Source organism: Sphingopyxis flava (assembly GCF_900168005.1).
Classification (GTDB): domain Bacteria; phylum Pseudomonadota; class Alphaproteobacteria; order Sphingomonadales; family Sphingomonadaceae; genus Sphingopyxis; species Sphingopyxis flava.
Map to the genome: position 1 here is coordinate 83956 of NZ_FUYP01000004.1, position 18727 is coordinate 102682.

General features: G+C 64.2%; 20 protein-coding genes. 14 read left to right on the forward strand and 6 right to left on the reverse strand.

Annotation, left to right across the window (positions count from 1 at the left end; genetic code table 11):
* Positions 1 to 588, reverse strand: a complete 588-nt coding sequence (gene hisB, locus B5X69_RS04470; RefSeq protein ID WP_079637504.1) for an imidazoleglycerol-phosphate dehydratase HisB — start codon at positions 586 to 588, stop codon at positions 1 to 3.
* 87 nt (positions 589 to 675) lie between these two features.
* Here hisB and B5X69_RS04475 point away from each other — a divergent pair, with 87 nt between their 5' ends.
* Genes B5X69_RS04475 through B5X69_RS04490 form a run of 4 tightly spaced genes read left to right on the forward strand, consistent with a single transcriptional unit; the run spans position 676 to position 3266 of the window.
* Complete coding sequence (locus tag B5X69_RS04475; protein ID WP_079637505.1) at positions 676 to 1155, forward strand: SspB family protein; 480 nt, start codon at positions 676 to 678, stop codon at positions 1153 to 1155.
* 1 nt (position 1156) lies between these two features.
* Positions 1157 to 1468, forward strand: a complete 312-nt coding sequence (locus B5X69_RS04480) for a hypothetical protein (RefSeq protein WP_176141513.1) — start codon at positions 1157 to 1159, stop codon at positions 1466 to 1468.
* Positions 1465 to 2883: a class II fumarate hydratase gene (fumC, locus tag B5X69_RS04485; protein ID WP_079637506.1), complete on the forward strand. Its 1419-nt coding sequence runs from the start codon at positions 1465 to 1467 to the stop codon at positions 2881 to 2883. The genes B5X69_RS04480 and fumC overlap by 4 nt, the downstream gene beginning before the upstream one ends.
* Before the next feature lie 17 nt (positions 2884 to 2900).
* On the forward strand, positions 2901 to 3266 hold the full coding sequence (locus tag B5X69_RS04490; protein ID WP_079637507.1) for a hypothetical protein: 366 nt from the start codon (positions 2901 to 2903) through the stop codon (positions 3264 to 3266).
* A 440-nt stretch (positions 3267 to 3706) separates the two neighbouring features.
* Here B5X69_RS04490 and B5X69_RS04495 read toward each other — a convergent pair whose 3' ends face one another.
* Positions 3707 to 4261: a DUF2585 domain-containing protein gene (locus tag B5X69_RS04495; RefSeq protein WP_079637508.1), complete on the reverse strand. Its 555-nt coding sequence runs from the start codon at positions 4259 to 4261 to the stop codon at positions 3707 to 3709.
* A gap of 59 nt (positions 4262 to 4320) precedes the next feature.
* Between B5X69_RS04495 and gmk the strand changes: the two genes are divergently transcribed.
* Positions 4321 to 4983, forward strand: a complete 663-nt coding sequence (gmk, locus tag B5X69_RS04500; RefSeq protein ID WP_079637509.1) for a guanylate kinase — start codon at positions 4321 to 4323, stop codon at positions 4981 to 4983.
* A gap of 136 nt (positions 4984 to 5119) precedes the next feature.
* On the opposite strand, the gene B5X69_RS04505 is transcribed toward gmk, so the two are convergent.
* From B5X69_RS04505 to B5X69_RS04520, 4 genes are all read right to left on the reverse strand, one after another.
* Positions 5120 to 5557: an acyl-CoA thioesterase gene (locus B5X69_RS04505; protein ID WP_079637510.1), complete on the reverse strand. Its 438-nt coding sequence runs from the start codon at positions 5555 to 5557 to the stop codon at positions 5120 to 5122.
* A gap of 1 nt (position 5558) precedes the next feature.
* Entirely contained in the window at positions 5559 to 6341 is a 783-nt protein-coding gene (locus B5X69_RS04510) for an SDR family NAD(P)-dependent oxidoreductase (protein ID WP_079637511.1), read from the reverse strand.
* A gap of 92 nt (positions 6342 to 6433) precedes the next feature.
* Positions 6434 to 7603 (reverse strand): acetyl-CoA C-acetyltransferase, encoded by a 1170-nt coding sequence (locus B5X69_RS04515; protein WP_079637512.1) that lies wholly within the window; start codon positions 7601 to 7603, stop codon positions 6434 to 6436.
* Between the two features lie 95 nt (positions 7604 to 7698).
* Positions 7699 to 8853 (reverse strand): acyl-CoA dehydrogenase family protein, encoded by a 1155-nt coding sequence (locus B5X69_RS04520; protein WP_079637513.1) that lies wholly within the window; start codon positions 8851 to 8853, stop codon positions 7699 to 7701.
* Positions 8854 to 9061: 208 nt separating this feature from the next.
* Here B5X69_RS04520 and B5X69_RS04525 point away from each other — a divergent pair, with 208 nt between their 5' ends.
* The 9 genes from B5X69_RS04525 to purH all read left to right on the forward strand — a co-directional run bounded on the left by B5X69_RS04525 (position 9062) and on the right by purH (position 18698).
* Positions 9062 to 9931, forward strand: a complete 870-nt coding sequence (locus tag B5X69_RS04525; protein WP_079637514.1) for an SMP-30/gluconolactonase/LRE family protein — start codon at positions 9062 to 9064, stop codon at positions 9929 to 9931.
* Between the two features lie 123 nt (positions 9932 to 10054).
* Positions 10055 to 12253: a M3 family metallopeptidase gene (locus B5X69_RS04530; RefSeq protein ID WP_079637515.1), complete on the forward strand. Its 2199-nt coding sequence runs from the start codon at positions 10055 to 10057 to the stop codon at positions 12251 to 12253.
* Between the two features lie 313 nt (positions 12254 to 12566).
* The gene (locus tag B5X69_RS04540; protein WP_079637517.1) at positions 12567 to 13472 is read left to right on the forward strand and encodes an SPFH domain-containing protein; all 906 of its coding nucleotides are present in this window, start codon (positions 12567 to 12569) and stop codon (positions 13470 to 13472) included.
* 19 nt (positions 13473 to 13491) lie between these two features.
* Positions 13492 to 13692, forward strand: coding sequence for a type II toxin-antitoxin system antitoxin (locus B5X69_RS04545; RefSeq protein ID WP_425441495.1), 201 nt, complete (start codon positions 13492 to 13494; stop codon positions 13690 to 13692).
* Positions 13692 to 13982, forward strand: coding sequence for a hypothetical protein (locus B5X69_RS04550; RefSeq protein ID WP_079637519.1), 291 nt, complete (start codon positions 13692 to 13694; stop codon positions 13980 to 13982). The genes B5X69_RS04545 and B5X69_RS04550 overlap by 1 nt, the downstream gene beginning before the upstream one ends.
* Before the next feature lie 97 nt (positions 13983 to 14079).
* Positions 14080 to 14754, forward strand: coding sequence for a ribulose-phosphate 3-epimerase (rpe, locus tag B5X69_RS04555; protein WP_079637520.1), 675 nt, complete (start codon positions 14080 to 14082; stop codon positions 14752 to 14754).
* A gap of 15 nt (positions 14755 to 14769) precedes the next feature.
* On the forward strand, positions 14770 to 16521 hold the full coding sequence (locus B5X69_RS04560) for a heparinase II/III family protein (RefSeq protein ID WP_079637521.1): 1752 nt from the start codon (positions 14770 to 14772) through the stop codon (positions 16519 to 16521).
* Between the two features lie 105 nt (positions 16522 to 16626).
* Entirely contained in the window at positions 16627 to 17025 is a 399-nt protein-coding gene (locus tag B5X69_RS04565) for a phytase (RefSeq protein WP_245798588.1), read from the forward strand.
* Between the two features lie 80 nt (positions 17026 to 17105).
* On the forward strand, positions 17106 to 18698 hold the full coding sequence (gene purH, locus B5X69_RS04570; RefSeq protein WP_079637522.1) for a bifunctional phosphoribosylaminoimidazolecarboxamide formyltransferase/IMP cyclohydrolase: 1593 nt from the start codon (positions 17106 to 17108) through the stop codon (positions 18696 to 18698).
* Positions 18699 to 18727 lie beyond the last annotated feature (29 nt).

Sequence of the window (18727 nt, forward strand, 5' to 3'; positions counted from 1 at the left end):
CTAGAGGACCCCCTTGGTCGAGGGGATCGCATCGCCCTTGCGCGGGTCGATCTCGACCGCCTGGCGCAAGGCGCGCGCCAGCGCCTTGTACATGCTCTCGGCGATATGATGGTTGTTCTCGCCATAGAGGGTTTCGATGTGCAGCGTTATCCCAGCGGCCTGGGCAAAGCTTGCAAACCAGTGCGGGAAAAGCTCGGTGTCCATTTCGCCGAGGCGAGGCTGCGAAAATCCTGACTTCCAGACGCAGTGCGGGCGCCCCGAAATGTCGAGCACACAGCGGGTCAGCGTTTCGTCCATCGGCGAATGAGCCTCGCCGTAGCGGGCGATCCCGCGCTTGTCGCCGAGCGCCTTGGCTATCGCCTCGCCGAGTGCGAGCGCGGAATCTTCGACCGTGTGGTGCTGGTCGATGTGGAGGTCGCCCTTCACCGCCATCGCAATGTCGATCAGGGAGTGGCGCGATAGCTGCTCGACCATGTGGTCGAGGAAGCCGATGCCGGTGGACACCGAATAATCGCCGCAGCCGTCGAGATTGACGGTGATCGCGACATCCGTTTCCTTGGTCGTGCGCTGGACGGTTGCGGTTCGCATGAGACGCCCCATAGCAGCGACTTTTCGCGTTGCAAGGCGACTCTCCCCACTTGACCGCCGCGCGCGCCGCGTTCATCCCCCACGACCATGAGTGATGAAGTTCGCGACAGTCTGATTCCCTATGACGAAATCGTGCAGGACGCGCTGCGCGCCGTGGTCGGCCGCGTGCTGCGGCAGATCGAGGGCACCGACAGCCTGCCGGGCGAACATCATTTTTACATCACCTTCAAGACGCAGGCGCCCGGCGTTGCGATCCCCGGGCATCTGATCGCCAAATTCCCCGACGAGATGACGATCGTCCTTCAGAATCGTTTCTGGGACCTCGCCGTCGAGGACGATCATTTCAGCGTTGGCCTGTCGTTTAACCAGACGCCCTCAATGCTCACCATCCCCTATGCGGCAATCACCGCTTTCGTCGATCCGTCGGTTGATTTTGGGCTGCAATTCCAGGTCAGCGACGACAGCGAGGACCCCGAGCCGCACGACGAGGCTGACAACGACCGCCCCGATGCTTCGGCCGAGGATGGTTCCAACGTCGTGACGGTGGATTTCGGCAAACGGAAATAGCGTGGCGGGCCCCCCCTGGCCCCCCAGCCGTTTCTGGCAATATTGGGCGCTCGCCGGGATGGTAGTGCTGACAGCGGCCTTCTGGTGGGGGGTCGAGGGCTATGCGATCTTTGAAGCCCGCCGGCATGGCCAGATCGCTGAAGGAATATTGCGTTTCACATTGCTTGTCCTGACGCCAGCGCTTGTGTTCGCCTGGCTTGCCGCGGGCTGGCTAAGGCGGCGGGTGGGCGACGGCGGTTATTGGCAATTGCTCGGCCTGGTCGCGATGATCTGGGCGGGCGCGGTTCTGGTGACGAGGATGCTGGCCGGATGAGCGAGACACGAATCGAAAGCGACAGCCTCGGAGAAATCGCGGTCCCGGGCGGCGCCTATTGGGGCGCCCAGACCCAGCGGTCGATCGAGAATTTCCCTTTCGGCGCGCGCGAGCGAATGCCCATCGAGATCGTCCACGCGCTCGCGCTCGTGAAGCAGGCCGCGGCGCGGATCAACCGCCGCCACGGGCTTCCCGCCGAAAAGGCCGATGCAATCGAAGCGGCGGCGACAGACGTCGTGATGGGCAAGCTCGACGACCAATTCCCTCTCGTCATCTGGCAGACAGGGAGCGGCACCCAGAGCAATATGAACGTCAATGAGGTGATCGCGGGCCGCGCAAACGAGATATTGACCGGCCAGCGCGGCGGAAAATCGCCGATCCATCCCAATGACGATGTCAATCGCGGCCAGTCATCGAACGACAGCTTTCCGACCGCCCTGCACATCGCCGCATCGCTTGCAGCAACGCAGCGCCTGTTTCCTGCCCAAGACCGCCTGCAAGGGGCGCTCGAGGCCAAAGCAGCGGATTGGGCCGGCATCGTCAAGATCGGCCGCACCCATTTGCAGGACGCCACGCCTTTGACGCTGGGGCAGGAATTTTCAGCTTATGCAAATCAGCTCTACCGCGCTCGGCAGCGCATCGAGCCCGCGATCACCCACGGCACCAACCGTCTTGCGCAGGGTGGGACGGCGGTCGGCACCGGACTGAATTCGCCCGCTGGCTTCGCGGACGAATTCTGCGCGGCCTTGAGAGAAATCACCGGTCATCCATTCCTGCCCGCCGAGAATATGTTCGAGGCGCTCGCATCGAATGATCCGCTCGTTCATCTGTCGGGAACGCTGAACACGCTCGCGGCGGCTCTCACCAAGATCGCGAACGACATCCGCCTGCTCGGATCGGGACCTCGCGCGGGGCTTGGCGAGCTCGACCTGCCAGCCAACGAGCCGGGCAGCTCGATCATGCCGGGCAAGGTGAACCCGACCCAGTGCGAGATGCTCACGATGGTCGCGGCGCAAGTGATCGGCAATCATCAGGCGGTAACCGTTGGCGGGATGCAGGGCCATCTCGAGCTTAATGTGTTCAAGCCGCTGATCGGCGCCAACGTGCTCCGCTCGATCGATCTGCTTGCAACCGCCATGGAGGGCTTTGCCGAGCGCTGCGTCGAGGGCATCGAGCCGAATCGCGCGCGCATTGCCGAACTCGTCGACCGCTCGCTGATGCTGGTGACGGCGCTCGCCCCGGAAATCGGCTATGACAAGGCGGCAAAAATCGCGAAGCAGGCGCACGAGCGCGGCACGACGCTGCGCGAGGCCGCGCTCGACCTTGGCTATGTCGACGTCGCGACCTTCGACCGCATTGTTGACCCGCGAAGAATGTTGGGGCCGGAACCCGAAGGCTCTGCCGGGAATATATAGGGGGAAGGAGATTCAGGATGATGGGACGGATCATCGGCGGTGTGCTTGGTAGCGCGATCGGGCGCACTAAGAATAACCACCCTGTTGCCGGAGCCGTGATTGGCGCAGGCACGCTGTTCGCGGCACGGCGCCTTTTCCCGCAGCGCTACGCCGTGCTCGCGGCGACGGCCGCCGCCGCCTATCTTACGAAGAAATGGGCCGAACGCGCCGAAGCGCGCAAGAATGCAGAAGCCGCGCATGCGGCCGACGAGGCACTTGCCCGCGAAGGGGTCGTCGACAGCTATGCCGGGACGGACGCTGCTACCGATGGAGAAAGCATGGGTGACGCCTTGCCGCCCGCGATTCCCGTTGAAACGAACGGCAAACGCCCTTCGGTCCATTAGTCGAGAGCGGAGGGCGGCTCGGATCAGGTGAGTGCGCTATATGGGTCGGGGCCTCGATCCGGCCCAAGACAGCTCGCATCGCACCCCGTCGTTCGAGCAGCGCGTCTGCGAGCGACGCCGCGTCCTGCGCCGTACGGCCTATCGGTGAGATGCGGGGATCAACGATCGGCTCGCCGCTTCGTGCGATCCAGTGACGGAAGGGCCTTCAGGCCGCCACCGAAACGCCGGCTTCCACGGCGACATGCGCGTCTTCCTCCCGCTCGCCGCCCGTCACGACGTCGTCCGCCGAGCCCGTCTCAGCGACGGGAGGCGGCCTACTCACGCGAGAACTCGCCTATGGGCGTATCCCGCAGAGCCGCCCGGATGAGCCTGCATTCGCAGCGATGCCCCGGTGCCCGCCGTCGACGCGCCAGCCGAGAGCCGCAACGCCGCTGGAGGGATCAGCCCGCAGCCTGCCACGCCTTCACTGCCTCGATCGGCGACACCAGCATCAGCACGTTGAGGGTCAGATTGTCTCGAATCGCGAAGAGCGTGAACAGCTCGAAGGCAATCGCGATCCCCGCGGTCGTCCACCAGCGCATCCGACTGGCAGCGAGGAAGCCGAGCACCATGAAGGCGGCGTCGCTCACCGAGTTGAGAACCGAATCGCCCAAATAGCCATAGGCCATCGTCACCTCGCGATAGCGCTCGATGATGATGGGGGAGTTTTCGAGGATTTCCCATACGCCCTCGATCCCGATCGCAAGCGCGAGCGCGTGCCACAGCGGCGCGCGCGGCAGCAGCCAGCGTGACAGGCCAAAGAAGATGAAACCGTGGATGATGTGGCTGAAGCTGTACCAGTCAGAAATCTGCTGGCTGTTCTGATTCGACTGCACGACGCCATGCCAAAGGCTGACGGTTCCGCAAGGACAGGTCAAGGGTCGCCCCATCAGCGTCAGCATCGCCCCGAGCAAGGCTAGAAGACCCGCCGCTATCAGCCATCCTCTCTGGGTCATTCCTGGCATCGCGACCCCTTCCCGCTTGACCGTTGCCCTCGCTCGCGCAATTAGCCCGCATGGCTGATAGCGTCCACCTCAACCGCCGAGGCGTGTTGTTCGTCCTTTCCTCGCCCTCGGGTGCGGGCAAGACCACCATCTCGAAGATGATGCTGCAACAGGACCCTGACATCGCCCTGTCGATCTCGGCGACGACGCGGCCGCCGCGGCCCGGAGAACAGAATGGGGTCGACTATCATTTCGTCGATGTCGACACCTTCAAGCAGATGGCAGCCGACGGCGAATTCCTCGAATGGGCGCACGTCTTCGGCCACCGCTATGGCACGCCGCGCGCGCGGGTTGAGGAATTGCTCAATGCGGGCAAGGACGTATTGTTCGACATTGACTGGCAGGGGGCGCAGCAACTTTACCAGGAGGCTGGGCCCGACGTCGTCCGCGTCTTCGTGCTGCCCCCGACGATGGACGAACTCGAGCGCCGGCTGCGGGCACGCAATACCGACAGCGACGAGGTGATCGCGTCACGCATGGCGCGCGCTGCAAATGAGATCAGCCACTGGGACGGCTATGACTATGTGCTGATCAACGACAATGTCGACGACTGCTACGGCGAAGTGAAGGCGATCTTGCGCGCTGAACGGCTGAAGCGCCGCCGCCAGATCGGTCTGATCGGCTTCGCGCGCGACCTCATCCGCTCAGTGCCTGAGGCTGACACGACGATCTAGGCGATCGCATGTTCCTCCGAGCGGACAGAAACCCGGTCAATCCGTCACACCCGACCTGCTTCAGCCTGATATCGAAACAGGATCAAGATCCATAAAGCGGGATTTCAGAGGCAGCCCGGAATGAAATGGGGGTTCGTCAGGCCGGCTGCGCCAGATTGGCCTCGAGCTCCGCTACCACTTCGGCGCGCAGTGGTCTTGCCTCCCCATCGGTGCGGCATACGACCACCGTGTCGCAGGTCGCAATCGCGCGGCCGTTCTGGAACATCGCCTGGACGATCGTCCAGCTCGACGTGCCGATCCGGCCGATACCCGTGGAAATCTCGACAGGGTCGGGGAAATTGCCCTCGGCGAGATAGTTGATCTCGACCGCTGCGACCATCGTCCGCTCGTTGGCCGCCCGTTCGGCAATCGGACGCACATGGCGGTTCATCATGACGCGGCCGCTTTCGAACAGCGCTGCAAAGGCCACATTGTTGAGGTGGCCATTGACATCCATGTCCTGAAAGCGGGTCTGCAACTCCAGGTGGACAGGGTAGCTGGCGGCGTCGAGCCGCCAGCTTTCCGGTTTGGCCATATCAGCGCGGGCCCATGCGGATGCCCCCGTCAAGACGGACGTCCTCGCCGTTGAAATAGCCGTTCTCGATCATGCAGAGCGCAAGATTGGCGTATTCGGCCGGATTGCCGAGTCGCTTCGGGTTGAGAACCGATGCGCCCAGCGCGTCGCGAACATTCTGAGGCGCACCCGCGAGCAGCGGCGTGTCGAAGATGCCTGGCAGGATCGTGTTGACGCGAATATTCTCCGACGCGAGGTCGCGCGCGACCGGCAGCGTCATGCCGACAACGCCGCCCTTCGACGCCGAATAGGCCGCCTGCCCGATCTGCCCGTCCTCGGCTGCGACGCTCGCAGTGTTGACGATCGCGCCGCGCTCGCCGTCTTCCATCGGGTCGAGCGTCAGCATACCCGCCGCCGACTTGGCGATGCAACGAAAGGTGCCGACGAGGTTGATCTGGATGATCCAGTTGAAGGCATCGAGCGGGAAATGCTTGATGCTGCCATCTTCCTTGGAGCGGCTCGCAGTCTTGATCGCGTTGCCGGTGCCAGCGCAATTGACGAGGATGCGTTCCTGCCCGATCGCGGCGCGCGCCTTTTCAAAGGCGGCATCGACCGAGGCGTCGTCGGTGACGTTGCATTCGCAGAACACACCGCCGAGCTCTTCGGCAATCGCCTTGCCCTTTTCTTCCTGCAGGTCGAAGATCGCGACCTTCACGCCCTTCGCCGCGAGCGCGCGGGCAGTAGCCGCGCCGAGGCCCGAAGCGCCTCCGGTAACGACGGCCGAAACGGTGGAGTCGAGTTTCATCTGTTCAGTCCTTTCCTCAGCCCGCTCGACCGGGGCCTGTCGAAGGCCCTTTTGGACTTCGACAGGCCCCGGTGAACGGAAAAATCGATCGTTTACAGCCGCTCGATGATGGTGACGTTGGCTTGGCCGCCGCCTTCGCACATCGTTTGCAGCCCATATTTGCCGCCGCGCGCCTCAAGCGCATTGATCAGCGTCGCCATCAGCTTTGCGCCCGAGGCGCCGAGCGGGTGGCCGAGCGCAATCGCACCGCCGTGGACGTTGAGGCGCGCCGGGTCCGCGCCCAGATATTTGAGCCACGCAAGCGGCACCGGAGCGAAGGCTTCGTTGACCTCATAGGCATCGATATCTTCAATCTTGAGCCCGGCCTTCTTCAGCGCCCGCTCGGTCGCAAACAGCGGCTCCTCAAGCATGATCACAGGATCGCCAGCGGTGACCGAGACGTGATGGATGCGTGCCCGCGGAGTCAATCCGTGATCCTTCAATGCCTGTTCGGAGCAGACGAGTACCGCCGAGGCACCATCGCAGATCTGGCTCGACGTCGCGGCGGTGATCGTGCCGCCTTCCTGAAGCAGCTTTACACCCGCGATGCTTTCCAGTGTCGCATCAAAGCGGATGCCCTCGTCCACCTTGTGCCATTCCTTCCCGTCGGCCGTTTCGATCTCGACCGGCACGATCTCGCGGTCGAACGAGCCTGCCTCGGTCGCCGCTTTCGCGCGGCGGTGGCTTTCGAGCGCGAAGGCGTCGAGGTCATCCTTGGTGAAGCCATGCTTCTTGACGATCATCTCGGCGCCCATGAACTGGCTGAACATGATGCCGGGATATTTTTCTTCGAGCCGCGGGGACTTATAATTTCCGAGCCCTTCCTTCATGAACAGCGTCGCGACGCTGCCCATCGGGACCCGCGTCATGCTCTCGATTCCGCTCGCGAGCACGATGTCTTGCGTACCCGACATAACGCCCTGCGCGGCGAATTGAACCGCCTGCTGCGAGGAGCCGCACTGGCGGTCGATGGTGACGGCGGGAATCGAGTCGGGCAGCCTCGAGGCGAGCACCGCATTGCGGCCAAGATCCATCGTCTGCTGGCCACCTTGGCTGACGCAGCCGGTGACGACATCGTCGATCTTCGATGTATCGAAATCATTGCGCTCAGCAATTGCGTCGAACACTGCAGCGCCGAGGTCGACGGGGTGGACGCCGGCAAGCCGGCCGCCGCGGCGGCCGCCGGCGGTGCGGACGGCATCGACGATATAGGCTGTAGCCATTGGGAGTTCCTTTCGCTTTCTATTCGCGACCCCGGCGAATGCCCGGATCGCTTGATGGGTTCGATGGTGGTCCCCGCTTTCGCTGGGGGGATGTCTCAGAGCTTACGCCCGATCAGTTCCTTCATGATCTCGTTCGTGCCGCCAAAGATGCGCGTCACGCGCGCGGCGCGCCAAGCGCGGGCGATCGGATACTCGTTCATATATCCCGAGCCGCCAAAGAGCTGGAGACATTTGTCCATTACTTCCCACTGAAGGTCGGTATGCCACAGCTTCGCCGCGGCGCCCTCTTCAGGGGTGAGCTCCTTCTTCATATGACGCGCGAGCGCCCAGTCGAGGTGCGCCCAGCCAACCTGCAGCTTTGCCTTGAGGTCCGCGAGAACGAAGCGGCTGTTCTGGAAATCGAGGATTGGCTTGCCGAAGGCCTTACGCTCACGCGTATACTCAACCGTGTCGTCGAACGCGCGCTGCGCCGAGGCCTGGGCCGAAACCGCAATCGAGAGGCGTTCCTGCGGCAACTCGCTCATCAGATAGATAAAGCCCTGCCCCTCCTCGCCAAGGCAGTTGGTGATCGGCACGCGAACGTCATTAAAAAACAGCTCCGAGGTATCCGCCTCGTCCTGCCCGATCTTGTCGAGATTACGGCCGCGCTCGAAACCTTCGCGGTCGGCTTCAACCAGCACGATCGACACACCCTTCCACGCGGGCTGGATTTCGGTGTCGGTCTTCACGCAGACGAGGATGAGGTCGGCATTCTGACCGTTGGTGATGAAGGTCTTCGACCCGTTGATGACATAATGATTGCCATCCTTCTTCGCGGTTGTGCGCATTCCCTGAAGGTCGCTGCCGGTACCAGGTTCGGTCATCGCAATGGCGGTAATCACCTCGCCCGACACCATCTTCGGCAGCCAGTGCTTCTTCTGCTCTTCGCTGCCATATTTGACAATATAACTGGTGACGATGTCCGACTGCAGCGAAAAGCCCGTTGTCGCGCGGCCATAATAGGCGCTCTCTTCGTCGACGATCGCATTATATCCGAAGTCGAGGCCCAGCCCGCCATATTCCTCGGGAACCGTGGGGCAGAGCATGCCGATCTCGCCAGCCTTGGGCCAGAGCGACTTCGGAACGATGCCCTCCTCTGCCCATTGCGCGGCGTTCGGTGCGACTTCCTTTTCGAGGAACTGGCGGACCGTCGCGCGGAACGCCTCATGATCCTCATTATAGGCGGTGCGCGAGAGCTTATCGAGCGACATTGTCTTCCTTTCCTTGAGGCGGCCGCACGTACGCGGAGAGTCGGCCGCTAGGTTCTCGCCGGCCAAGAGACCTTACGTTTACGTGCACGTCAAGTAGAAATGACGTTACGGCAGGAAACTTGCCCGGGGCCTGCGCACCGTGCCGAATAGGAATGCGGCCGAGCCTGCGCACTGGGCAGCAGCAGTCGCATGCGCTAGCGTTCCGCCCATGGTCGATCTTCTTCTCGACGCCGGGGCCCTGCTCGGCGAATCGCCGCGCTGGAGCGTGCAGGAACAGCGCCTCTATTGGGTCGATATCGAGGGCCGCAATATCCATCGCACCGATCCTGCAACGGGCCGTGACGAGGTGATGGGGCTTGACGTTCAGGTCGGCTGCATCGCGCCGCGCGCTGGTGGCGGGCTTGTGGCCGCCCTCGAGGATGGCTGCGCCCTCATTGACAGCTGGGGAGCCGTGCCGCGCCCCTTCGGCCCCGCCGCTCTCGCTGCCATGCCCGAGCAGCGTTTCAACGACGGCTGCGTCGACGCTATGGGTCGTCTTTGGGTTGGCAGCCTGACGCGCGACAAGGCGAACCCGCAAGCCGCGCTCTACCGTCTCGACCCCGCGGGATCGCTAACCGAGATCTTCGGCGGCCTGACGACGAGCAACGGCGCGGCATTCAGCCCTGACGGGCGAATCTTCTATCATGCCGACACGCCGACGCACGCGGTGCGCGCCTATGACGTCGACGCGGCTGCCGGCACGCTGGGAAAGGGACGCATTTTCCATCAGTTCGAGATGGGGAACGGCCGGCCTGACGGCGCCGCGGTCGATGCTGAGGGTTGCTATTGGTCGGCGCTATGGGAGGGCTGGCGCATCGTGCGTCTGTCGCCAGCGGGCGAGCTGCTCCAGACGGTCGAGCTTCCCGTGCAGCGCCCGACGATGATCGCATTCGGCGGCGAAGACTTCAAGACAGCCTTCGTCACCAGCGCCGGCAAGAATCTGAGCGAGGAGGAGCGGGCGGCGCAGCCGCATGCGGGGGGCGTCTTCACCTTCCGCGTCGATGTGCCCGGCCTTGCGCAACCTGCGTTCGGCGCCTGATACGCCTCGCGATTCGACGCAATCGCCCGGCGCTTCCCTCCAGCTTGCGCGGCCCCGTCCTATCCGGCTAGGACGGGCGAATCCGGTTTCGGCCGATACTTGTTTCCCCGGGGAGAGTCCTACATGCCGCACACCGCGCCTTTTCGCCGCAGCCTGTCGATGCTGCTTGCATCCACCGTCCTTCTTGCAGGTTATAACGCCATGGACATCCCAGACGCATCTGCCACCGAAGCCGCGGCCACGGCGGCCGCCAACGCGCCCGCGAGCGACAATCCGCTCCTCGCCAAATGGACTGGTCCTTTCGAGGGCGTGCCCCCGTGGGACAAGATGGACCCCGAACTGTTCCCCGATGCCTTCGAAAAGGCGATGGCCGAAATCAAAGCCGAGGTGCAGGAGGTCATCGACAATCCCGAAGAGGCAACCTTCGACAATACGTTTGTCCCGATGATGCTCGCGGGCGACACGATCGACCGGCTTTATGCGCTGTGGGGCGTGCAGACCTCGAATGTCTCGTCGCCGCGGGTCGAAGAACTCGACGCCGAATGGAGCCCAAAGCTGTCGAGCTTCTTCACCGAGCTGTTCCTCGATCCGGGACTCTTCGCGCGCTACAAGGCGGTCTACGACAAGCGCCACAACAGCGGTCTCGACGCTCAACAGATCCGCATCGTCGAGCGCAGCTATGACGAGATGGTGCGCGACGGCGCCAATCTCTCGGCCGCCGACAAGGCGAAGCTGGTTGCGATGAATTCGAAGCTCGAAGGACTATTCTCGGCCTTCTCGTCGAAACTCCTGGCCGATGAAAAACTCTATACCTTCGTCAGCGACGAGGCCGAACTCGCCGGGCTCGAACCCGCTTTCGTCGCCTCGCTCGCCGATGCCGCCGCTGCGCAGGGCAAGCCCGGTCAGTGGGCGATCAAGAACACGCGCTCGTCGGCGCAGCCAGTGCTCCAGAACGCAACAAACCGCGCGCTTCGCGAAAAGGTCTGGCGCGCCTTCGTGAACCGCGGCGACAATGGCGACGCCAATGACACGAATGCGACGATCGCCGAGATACTGAAGCTTCGTCAGGAACGCGCCGAATTGCTCGGCTTCAAGACTCACGCCGACTATCGCATGGCCGACACGATGGCCAAGACTCCGGCGAAAGCGATGGACCTGATGATGAAGGTCTGGCCAGCCGCGGTCGCGCGCGTGCATGAGGAGGTCGCCGACATGCAGGCGATCGCCGATGCCGAGGCGAAGGCGGGCCAGGGATCCAAGATCACCATCGAGCCCTGGGACTATCGCTTTTATGCCGAAAAGGTCCGCAAGGCAAAATACGACCTCGATGAAAGCGAAGTGAAGCCCTACCTCCAGCTCGACAAGCTCGTCGACGCCATGTTCTGGTCGGCGGGCCAGCTCTATGACCTCGGGTTCAAGGAAAATACCGGCACTGTCCCTGTCTTCGACCCCAAGGTGCGGACGTTTGAGGTTTTCAACCTCAAGACGGGCGAGAATGTCGGCCTTCTCTATCTCGACAATTTCGCGCGCGACGGGAAGCGCTCGGGCGCGTGGATGACCACCTATCGCAGCCAGCAGACGCTCGGCGGCGAACGCAATGTTCTTGCCTCGAACAACAATAATTTCACCGAAGGTGCAAAGGGCGTGCCGACGCTTGTCAGCCTCGACGATGCCGCGACCCTGTTCCACGAATTTGGCCACGGCATCCATTATCTCCTCCAAAAGGTGACATATCCGTGGCTCGCCGGCGTACCGCGTGATTTTGTCGAATATCCAAGCCAAGTGAACGAAAACTGGCTGTTGACCCCCGAAATATTGTCGAAATTCGCGACCCACTATCAAACTGGCGAGCCGATGCCGCAGGCGCTGGTCGACAAGATTCTCGCGAGCCAGAAATTCAACCAAGGATTCGAAACTGTCGAATATCTCGCAAGCGCGATCGTCGACATGAAGCTGCACGACCGCACGGCGCCAGTCACCGACATCGACGCCTTCGAACGTGATACACTCGCCGAAATCGGCATGCCGAAAGAAATCGTCATGCGGCACCGCTTGCCGCACTTTGGCCATCTCTTTTCGAGCGACGCCTATTCGGCGGGCTATTACAGCTACCTCTGGTCGGAAACAATGGATGCCGACACCTGGGCCGCCTTCACAGAAGCGGGCGGGCCCTGGGACCGCAGGGTCGCGGACCGCTTTCGCACGATCCTCTTGATGACAGGCAACGAAACCGACCGCGCCGAAGCTTATCGAACCTTCCGCGGCCGCGACCCTGACGTAAGGGCCCTCTTGATCCGCCGCGGCTTTCCCACTGGAAACTAAAGGATATGCTGGACCCCTCATGCTGATGCTCGCGCCGCGTTGACGGCGGCTGCGACGCCGCGCCGGCGGCTATGGACCCGCCAAATGCGGCGCGCACGAGAAACATCCGCTTTCTCCTCGCGACCGCGCGCGATGAACCGGTCTTGTCCGGACGCCGCGGCTCGCCAGCGCGGATTTCAGCCGATCGAGGCAGAATGCCGGTCTCGAAATCGATCGCGTGGGGACTGGGCTTTGCGATTTCCCCCGCGCAATTTCGCTTGACCGCCGGCAATTCCGATATAAAGATGATATCATATTTATATCGGAGGGCGTCATGAATGTTTCGATTGCAACAGCCGCGCTGAACCAGACGCGCGAAGTGCGCGCGGCAACCGCGAGCGGCTATCTCATGCTGTTCATCTGGATCATGCTGCTGGCGCTCGCGCTGTGGGCCGGGATCAGCAACGGCACTGCCGAGGTCCAGGTCGGGTGGAAATGGGCGGTCGTCGTTCTCTCCGCCATCATTGGCTCGCTAATCCTCTGCGGCTTCTATCTCATCAACCCGAATGAGGCAGCAGCGATCCAGCTCTTCGGGAGCTACAAGGGTACCGACCGGGAGACCGGGCTGCGCTGGGTGCTGCCGTGGCTCAGCCGCAAGAAGATCACGGTGCGTGCGAACAACATCATCTCCGACAAGATCAAGGTCAATGATCTGCGCGGCAACCCCGTCGAGATGGCCGCCCAGGTCGTGTGGCGCGTCACCGACACCGCCCAGGCGCTGTTCGACGTCGACGATTACAAGGAGTTCGTTCTCGCGCAGATCGAGGCAGCGGTGCGGTCGATCGGCTCGCGCTATCCCTATGACGATATCGAGCATCAGGAAGTCACGCTGCGCGGCAACCACGACGAGGTCGGCGAGGAATTGCGCAAGGCGCTGATCGAGCGGCTCGCGGTCGCAGGGATTACCGTCGACGAATGCGGCCTCACCCACCTCGCCTACGCGCAGGAGATCGCCGGCGCGATGCTCCGCCGCCAGCAGGCCGAAGCCGTGATCGCAGCGCGCAAGAAGCTTGTCGAGGGCGCGGTGACGATGGTCGAAATGGCCCTTCAGCATCTCTCCGAAAAGGATGTCGTACATCTCGACGACGAGCGCAAGGCGGCAATGGTGTCGAACCTGATGGTCGTGCTGTGCGGCGAGCGCGACACCCAGCCGGTGGTAAACACGGGCTCGCTCTATTGAGCGCCCGCGAGGCCGAATCATGCCCGCGTCCAAGAAAGCTTTTGCCCTACGCCTCGATCCCGCGCTCTATGCGGCGATCGAGCGCGCCGCGGCGGCTGATCTGCGCAGCGCCAACGCCGAGATCGAAGTGCTGCTGCGCGAGGCGTTGGCACGGCGCGGCGTCACGGTAAAGCCACCCCAGCCACCGAGACGCGGACGCCCACCCAGGGAGAATGACTGATGCTCCACCTCTTCCTCGACGATCGCCCCTGGTTCCGCCCCAAGACCCACGGCTATGGCGCCGGCCTGCCGATCGCGTGGCAGGGCTGGGTCATGCTTGCCATGCATGTTGCGCTGATCGCGGGCCTCGCGATGCTGCTCAATCAAGAACCCGTCGTGATGACGCTGCTCCTCATCATCGCGGCGTTCGCGCCCTTACCGCTCTACCACGCCCGGACCAAAGGCGGCTGGCGCTGGCGCTGGGGCGAGCGGGCTGCGGACATGCGGCGGCGAAAGGGGCGCCGGAAATAGCCGCGCGCCGTCAGCCGACCGAATATTCGGGATAGCCGGCGCACCCGCGCTGACGACACCTTGCCCACCCCTCAGTTGATGGTTAAGGCCGGTCTCCATGACCGCCCCCGAACCCGCTCCCGTCCGCATCGCCCCCTCGATCCTCAGTGCCGATTTTGCGCGGCTTGGCGATGAGGTACGCGCGATCGAGGAAGCCGGCGCCGACTGGGTGCATATCGACGTCATGGACGGACATTATGTCCCCAATCTGACGATCGGCCCGATGGTGGTAAAGGCACTGCGCCCCCACTCCGCCTTGCCATTCGACGTCCATCTGATGATCTCGCCCGTCGATCATTTCCTCGACGCCTTTGCCGCAGCGGGCGCCGATATCATCACCGTCCACCCAGAGGCCGGAGCGCATATCCACCGCACCGTCCAGCACATCAAGTCGCTCGGCAAGCAGGCTGGCGTGTCGCTCAACCCTGGAACGCCCGCCAAGATGCTCGATTATCTGATCGACGATATCGACCTTGTCCTGGTGATGAGCGTCAACCCCGGCTTCGGAGGCCAGAGTTTCATCGCAAGCCAGCTGCGCAAGATCGAGGCCGTTCGAAGGATGATCGACAAGTCGGGTCGCGACATTCGGCTCGAAGTCGACGGCGGCATCGACGCCGCCACCGCGCCCCAAGCCATCGCAGCTGGCGCTGACGTCCTCGTCGCGGGCACGGCGACCTTCAAGGGCGGCCCCAGTGACTATGCCGACAATATCCGGCGGCTGCGTGGTGCCTGACGGGAGAGGACAGCGGTGAACGGCGCGACCGACGCACCCGACAGCAGCTCTGAGACGCTCGACGACACGATCGAGCCGGGCAAGCGGCTCATCCGCCTGCCCGCCGACAAGGGCCTGTCTCTGGGTGACCGGATTGCCAACCACATCACCCGCCTCACCTGGCGCACGCCGCTCCACGCCCTCCGCCTCAAGGGCCGCTTTCCGCTGAAACTGCTCGGCGTGCCCGAGGACCCCGTTCCGGGCGATGCGCGCGCCGGGACCGCAATCCGCGCCGGCCATTTTCTCCACCGCGGCCTCAAGCAACCGCTTGCCGAGCTCGACTTCGCGGCGGTCACGGTAGCACCGGCCTTTGCCGACTATCTGCACAGCTTCGCGTGGCTGCGCGATCTCGCCGCTGCGGGCACCCGCGCCGAAACCGCGCCGATCGCCGAGCAGCTCGTTCGTCAGTGGCTCGCAGCGCACGGCGAGACCGTCAGCGAGCCCGCGTGGAGCGCCGAGAACAGTGGCTGGCGTATCCTCTTTTGGGCGAGCCACGCGCCGCTGATCCTCTCCTCGAGCGATCTCATCTACCGCTCGGCGGTACTCAACCATCTTGCGCGCTCTGCGCGTCACCTCGACCGTATCGCAGACAAGACGCGCCCCGGGGTCGGCCAGCTCGTAGCCTGGGTCGGCATTGTCGCCGCCTCGCTTCTCATGCCTGGCGGCGAGCCGCGGCAGGTTTTCGGCGAGGCGGGTCTGCGCAAGGTGCTCGAAACGAGCTTCTACGCCGATGGAGGCACCATCTCGCGCTCGCCGCAGGCACAACAGGACGCGATCATGGTTCTGTCTATGCTCGCGCGAACCTACGACATGCGCCGGATGGAGGTGCCGCCCTTCGTGCAGGAGGTCCTCGCGCGCGCGGTTCCAGCGCTGCTCGGCCTCACCCACAGCGATGGCAGCATGGGAAGCTGGCAGGGCAGCGGCGCGACGCCGGCGGAGCGTATCCAGGCAATCGTCGCGGCGAGCGGCGTACGCACGCGCCCGCTCAAACAGGCGCGCGACTGGGGCTATCAGCGGCTCGTCGGAAACAAGGTTGTTGTTCTCGCCGACGCCGCCCCACCGCCGATCGCCCGCGTGACGGAAGCGGGCTGCGCCTCAACTCTCGCCTTCGAGATGTCCGACGGCGACGAACGCATCGTCGTCAATTGCGGCGGCGCCGCGCTCACCGGCGCGACGGTTCCCGCCGACCTCGCACGCGGACTGCGCACCACTGCAGCGCATTCGACGCTGATTGTCGCCGACAGCAATTCGACCGCGATTCTCGCAAACGGGTCGCTCGGCAAGGGCGTGACCGAGGTCGAGCTCGACCGGCGCGAGACGACGCAGGGGAGCCGGCTCGAGATGAGCCACGACGGCTACGCGCGCCGCCACGGGCTGATCCATCGCCGCCTTCTCATCCTGTCACCGAACGGCCGCGAGCTGCGCGGCGAGGACATGCTGCTTCCCGCACCGCGCACGCGCCGCAAGGGCGAGAAGAGTTTTGCGCTGCGCTTTCACCTCGGCCCCAATATCTCGGCAAGCCTGACCGCCGATGGATTGGGCGCGCTGCTGCGGATCGCGGGCGGACCGCTGTGGCAGTTCCGCACCTCGGAGGGCAGCCTCGCGGTCGAGGAAAGCTTGTGGGTCGACGGCGAGGGCCGGCCGCACCCCACCGAGCAGCTCGTCGTCACCAGCATCGCCCCGGCGGGCGGCGCGAGTATCGGCTGGATCTTCAAGCACATCGGCTGACGAGCCCAGCCATTCGGAGCGTTTTGCAAGACGGGGGCGTCCCGCGCCTTTCCTTGTATGCGGCATTGCCGGCCCGCTTCTGCGTCCTTGACGGCGATACGCTTTATGTCGGCGAGGAGGACGGCGGCATCGGGCAGTTGGAGCGGAAATGGCAGGGGTGCGACCGCGCGCCGCGTCGTGCCGGTCGACAACCAGCGCCTCGATGTCGAAGGTCTCGCGACGATAGACCGCAATGGCGGACGCTATCTGCTCGCGCCGAGCCCGACCGACAATGCCTATGCCGTCTTTCGCCTCCCGGAGGCCGAATATGTCGGCCGCTTCGCTGCCGCGGCAGGCAGTTTCGATGCATCGAGCGTGACCGACGGGATCTTAGCCGCCGCGGGCGACTTCTCTCCCGCCTATCCCGACGGCATCCTTCCCGCGCAGGACGGAGACAACGCACCGAGCGCGCAGAATTACAGGCTCGAGCGCTGGGATGTGATCGCGGCCGCGCTCACGCTCTAAAAAGCCTGCACGGGGTTGCGGTACGCACCGCTCGCGCCTAGGGGAGCCGCGTCTTTCCCATCCTGCAAAGGCCCCTCCCCATGACCGATCTCGTTCCCGTCCGCCGCGCTCTCCTGTCCGTCAGCGACAAGGCGGGGCTCGCCGAGCTTGCAGCCGCGCTCGTGCGTCACGGTGTCGAACTCGTGTCGACCGGCGGCACCGCAAAAGCGCTACGCGAGGCAGGACACGACGTCCGCGATGTCGCCGACCTCACCGGCTTTCCCGAGATGATGGACGGCCGCGTCAAGACGCTGCACCCGACCGTCCACGGCGGCATTCTTGCGGTGCGCGACGACGCGGCGCATGTCGCGGCGATGGAACAGCACGGGATAGGCGCGATCGATCTCGTCGTCGTCAACCTCTACCCCTTCGCCGCGACGGTCGCGAAGGGCGCACCACGCGAGGACATTATCGAGAATATCGACATCGGCGGCCCGGCGATGGTGCGCTCGGCGGCAAAGAACCACGCCTTCGTCGGCATCGTCACCGAGCCCGAGGATTATGGGGCGGTGATCGCCGAGATGGATGCGAACGGCGGCGGGACCAGCCTTGCGCTGCGCAAGCGCCTTGCCGCGACCGCATTTGCACACACCGCGACCTATGACGGGATGATCGCAAGCTGGTTCGCCTTTGCGGACCAGGGCAGGCTCTTCCCCGACAGGCTGCCGCTGACCGCGAAGATGTCGGCCGAGCTGCGCTATGGTGAGAATCCGCACCAGAAGGCCGCACTCTATCTTCCCGCCGGCCCGACGGCGCGGGGAATCGCGCAGGCCGAGCAGGTTCAGGGCAAGGAGCTCAGCTACAATAATATCAACGACGCCGACGCGGCGCTCGACCTCGTGGCTGAATTCCGCGAGGCCGATCCGACCTGCGTGATCGTCAAGCACGCCAATCCGTGCGGCGTCGCGAGCGCCGCCACCCTGACCGAGGCGTGGAACGAAGCGCTCGCCTGCGACAGCGTGTCGGCCTTCGGCGGCATTGTCGCGCTCAACCGCGCGCTAGACGGCGCGACCGCCGAGGCGATTGCAAGCATCTTCACCGAAGTGGTCGTAGCCCCCGACGCCGATGCCGACGCGCGCGCGGTTTTTGCAAAGAAGAAGAATCTCCGCTTGCTGCTCACGGGCGAGCTTCCCGATCCCGCGCGCGGCGGCCTTGTCATGAAGACGATCACCGGCGGCTGGCTCGCGCAGAACCGCGACAATGGGCGGATTACGAAGGACGACCTCAAGGTCGTCACCACGCGCGCGCCGAGCGAGGAAGAGCTGGCCGACGCGCTTTTCGCCTGGACGGTCGCCAAGCATGTGAAGTCGAATGCGATCGTCTATGCCAAGGGCGGCGCGACCGCGGGCATCGGCGCGGGGCAGATGAACCGCCGCGATTCCTCGCGCATCGCGGCCGTGCGCGCGCGCGAGGCAGCCGAGGCCGCGGGCTGGGCGCAGCCGCGCACAGTGGGCAGCGCGGTGGCGAGCGACGCCTTCTTCCCCTTCGCCGACGGCCTCCTCGCCGCCGTCGAGGCGGGCGCGACCTGCGTTATCCAGCCGGGGGGCTCAATCCGCGACGACGAGGTGATCGCGGCAGCGAACGATGCGGGATTGGCGATGGTGTTCACTGGGATGCGGCATTTCCGCCATTGATCCTGCTAAATGATCCTTGCCCTGGGACG

Coding starts and splice junctions, on each gene's coding strand:
- hisB (WP_079637504.1), bottom strand. CDS start 588: ATGCGAACCGCAACCGTCCAGCGCACGACCAAGGAAACGGATGTCGCG.
- B5X69_RS04475 (WP_079637505.1), top strand. CDS start 676: ATGAGTGATGAAGTTCGCGACAGTCTGATTCCCTATGACGAAATCGTG.
- fumC (WP_079637506.1), top strand. CDS start 1,465: ATGAGCGAGACACGAATCGAAAGCGACAGCCTCGGAGAAATCGCGGTC.
- B5X69_RS04490 (WP_079637507.1), top strand. CDS start 2,901: ATGATGGGACGGATCATCGGCGGTGTGCTTGGTAGCGCGATCGGGCGC.
- B5X69_RS04495 (WP_079637508.1), bottom strand. CDS start 4,261: ATGACCCAGAGAGGATGGCTGATAGCGGCGGGTCTTCTAGCCTTGCTC.
- gmk (WP_079637509.1), top strand. CDS start 4,321: ATGGCTGATAGCGTCCACCTCAACCGCCGAGGCGTGTTGTTCGTCCTT.
- B5X69_RS04505 (WP_079637510.1), bottom strand. CDS start 5,557: ATGGCCAAACCGGAAAGCTGGCGGCTCGACGCCGCCAGCTACCCTGTC.
- B5X69_RS04510 (WP_079637511.1), bottom strand. CDS start 6,341: ATGAAACTCGACTCCACCGTTTCGGCCGTCGTTACCGGAGGCGCTTCG.
- B5X69_RS04515 (WP_079637512.1), bottom strand. CDS start 7,603: ATGGCTACAGCCTATATCGTCGATGCCGTCCGCACCGCCGGCGGCCGC.
- B5X69_RS04520 (WP_079637513.1), bottom strand. CDS start 8,853: ATGTCGCTCGATAAGCTCTCGCGCACCGCCTATAATGAGGATCATGAG.
- B5X69_RS04525 (WP_079637514.1), top strand. CDS start 9,062: ATGGTCGATCTTCTTCTCGACGCCGGGGCCCTGCTCGGCGAATCGCCG.
- B5X69_RS04530 (WP_079637515.1), top strand. CDS start 10,055: ATGCCGCACACCGCGCCTTTTCGCCGCAGCCTGTCGATGCTGCTTGCA.
- B5X69_RS04540 (WP_079637517.1), top strand. CDS start 12,567: ATGAATGTTTCGATTGCAACAGCCGCGCTGAACCAGACGCGCGAAGTG.
- B5X69_RS04545 (WP_425441495.1), top strand. CDS start 13,492: ATGCCCGCGTCCAAGAAAGCTTTTGCCCTACGCCTCGATCCCGCGCTC.
- B5X69_RS04550 (WP_079637519.1), top strand. CDS start 13,692: ATGCTCCACCTCTTCCTCGACGATCGCCCCTGGTTCCGCCCCAAGACC.
- rpe (WP_079637520.1), top strand. CDS start 14,080: ATGACCGCCCCCGAACCCGCTCCCGTCCGCATCGCCCCCTCGATCCTC.
- B5X69_RS04565 (WP_245798588.1), top strand. CDS start 16,627: ATGTCGGCGAGGAGGACGGCGGCATCGGGCAGTTGGAGCGGAAATGGC.
- purH (WP_079637522.1), top strand. CDS start 17,106: ATGACCGATCTCGTTCCCGTCCGCCGCGCTCTCCTGTCCGTCAGCGAC.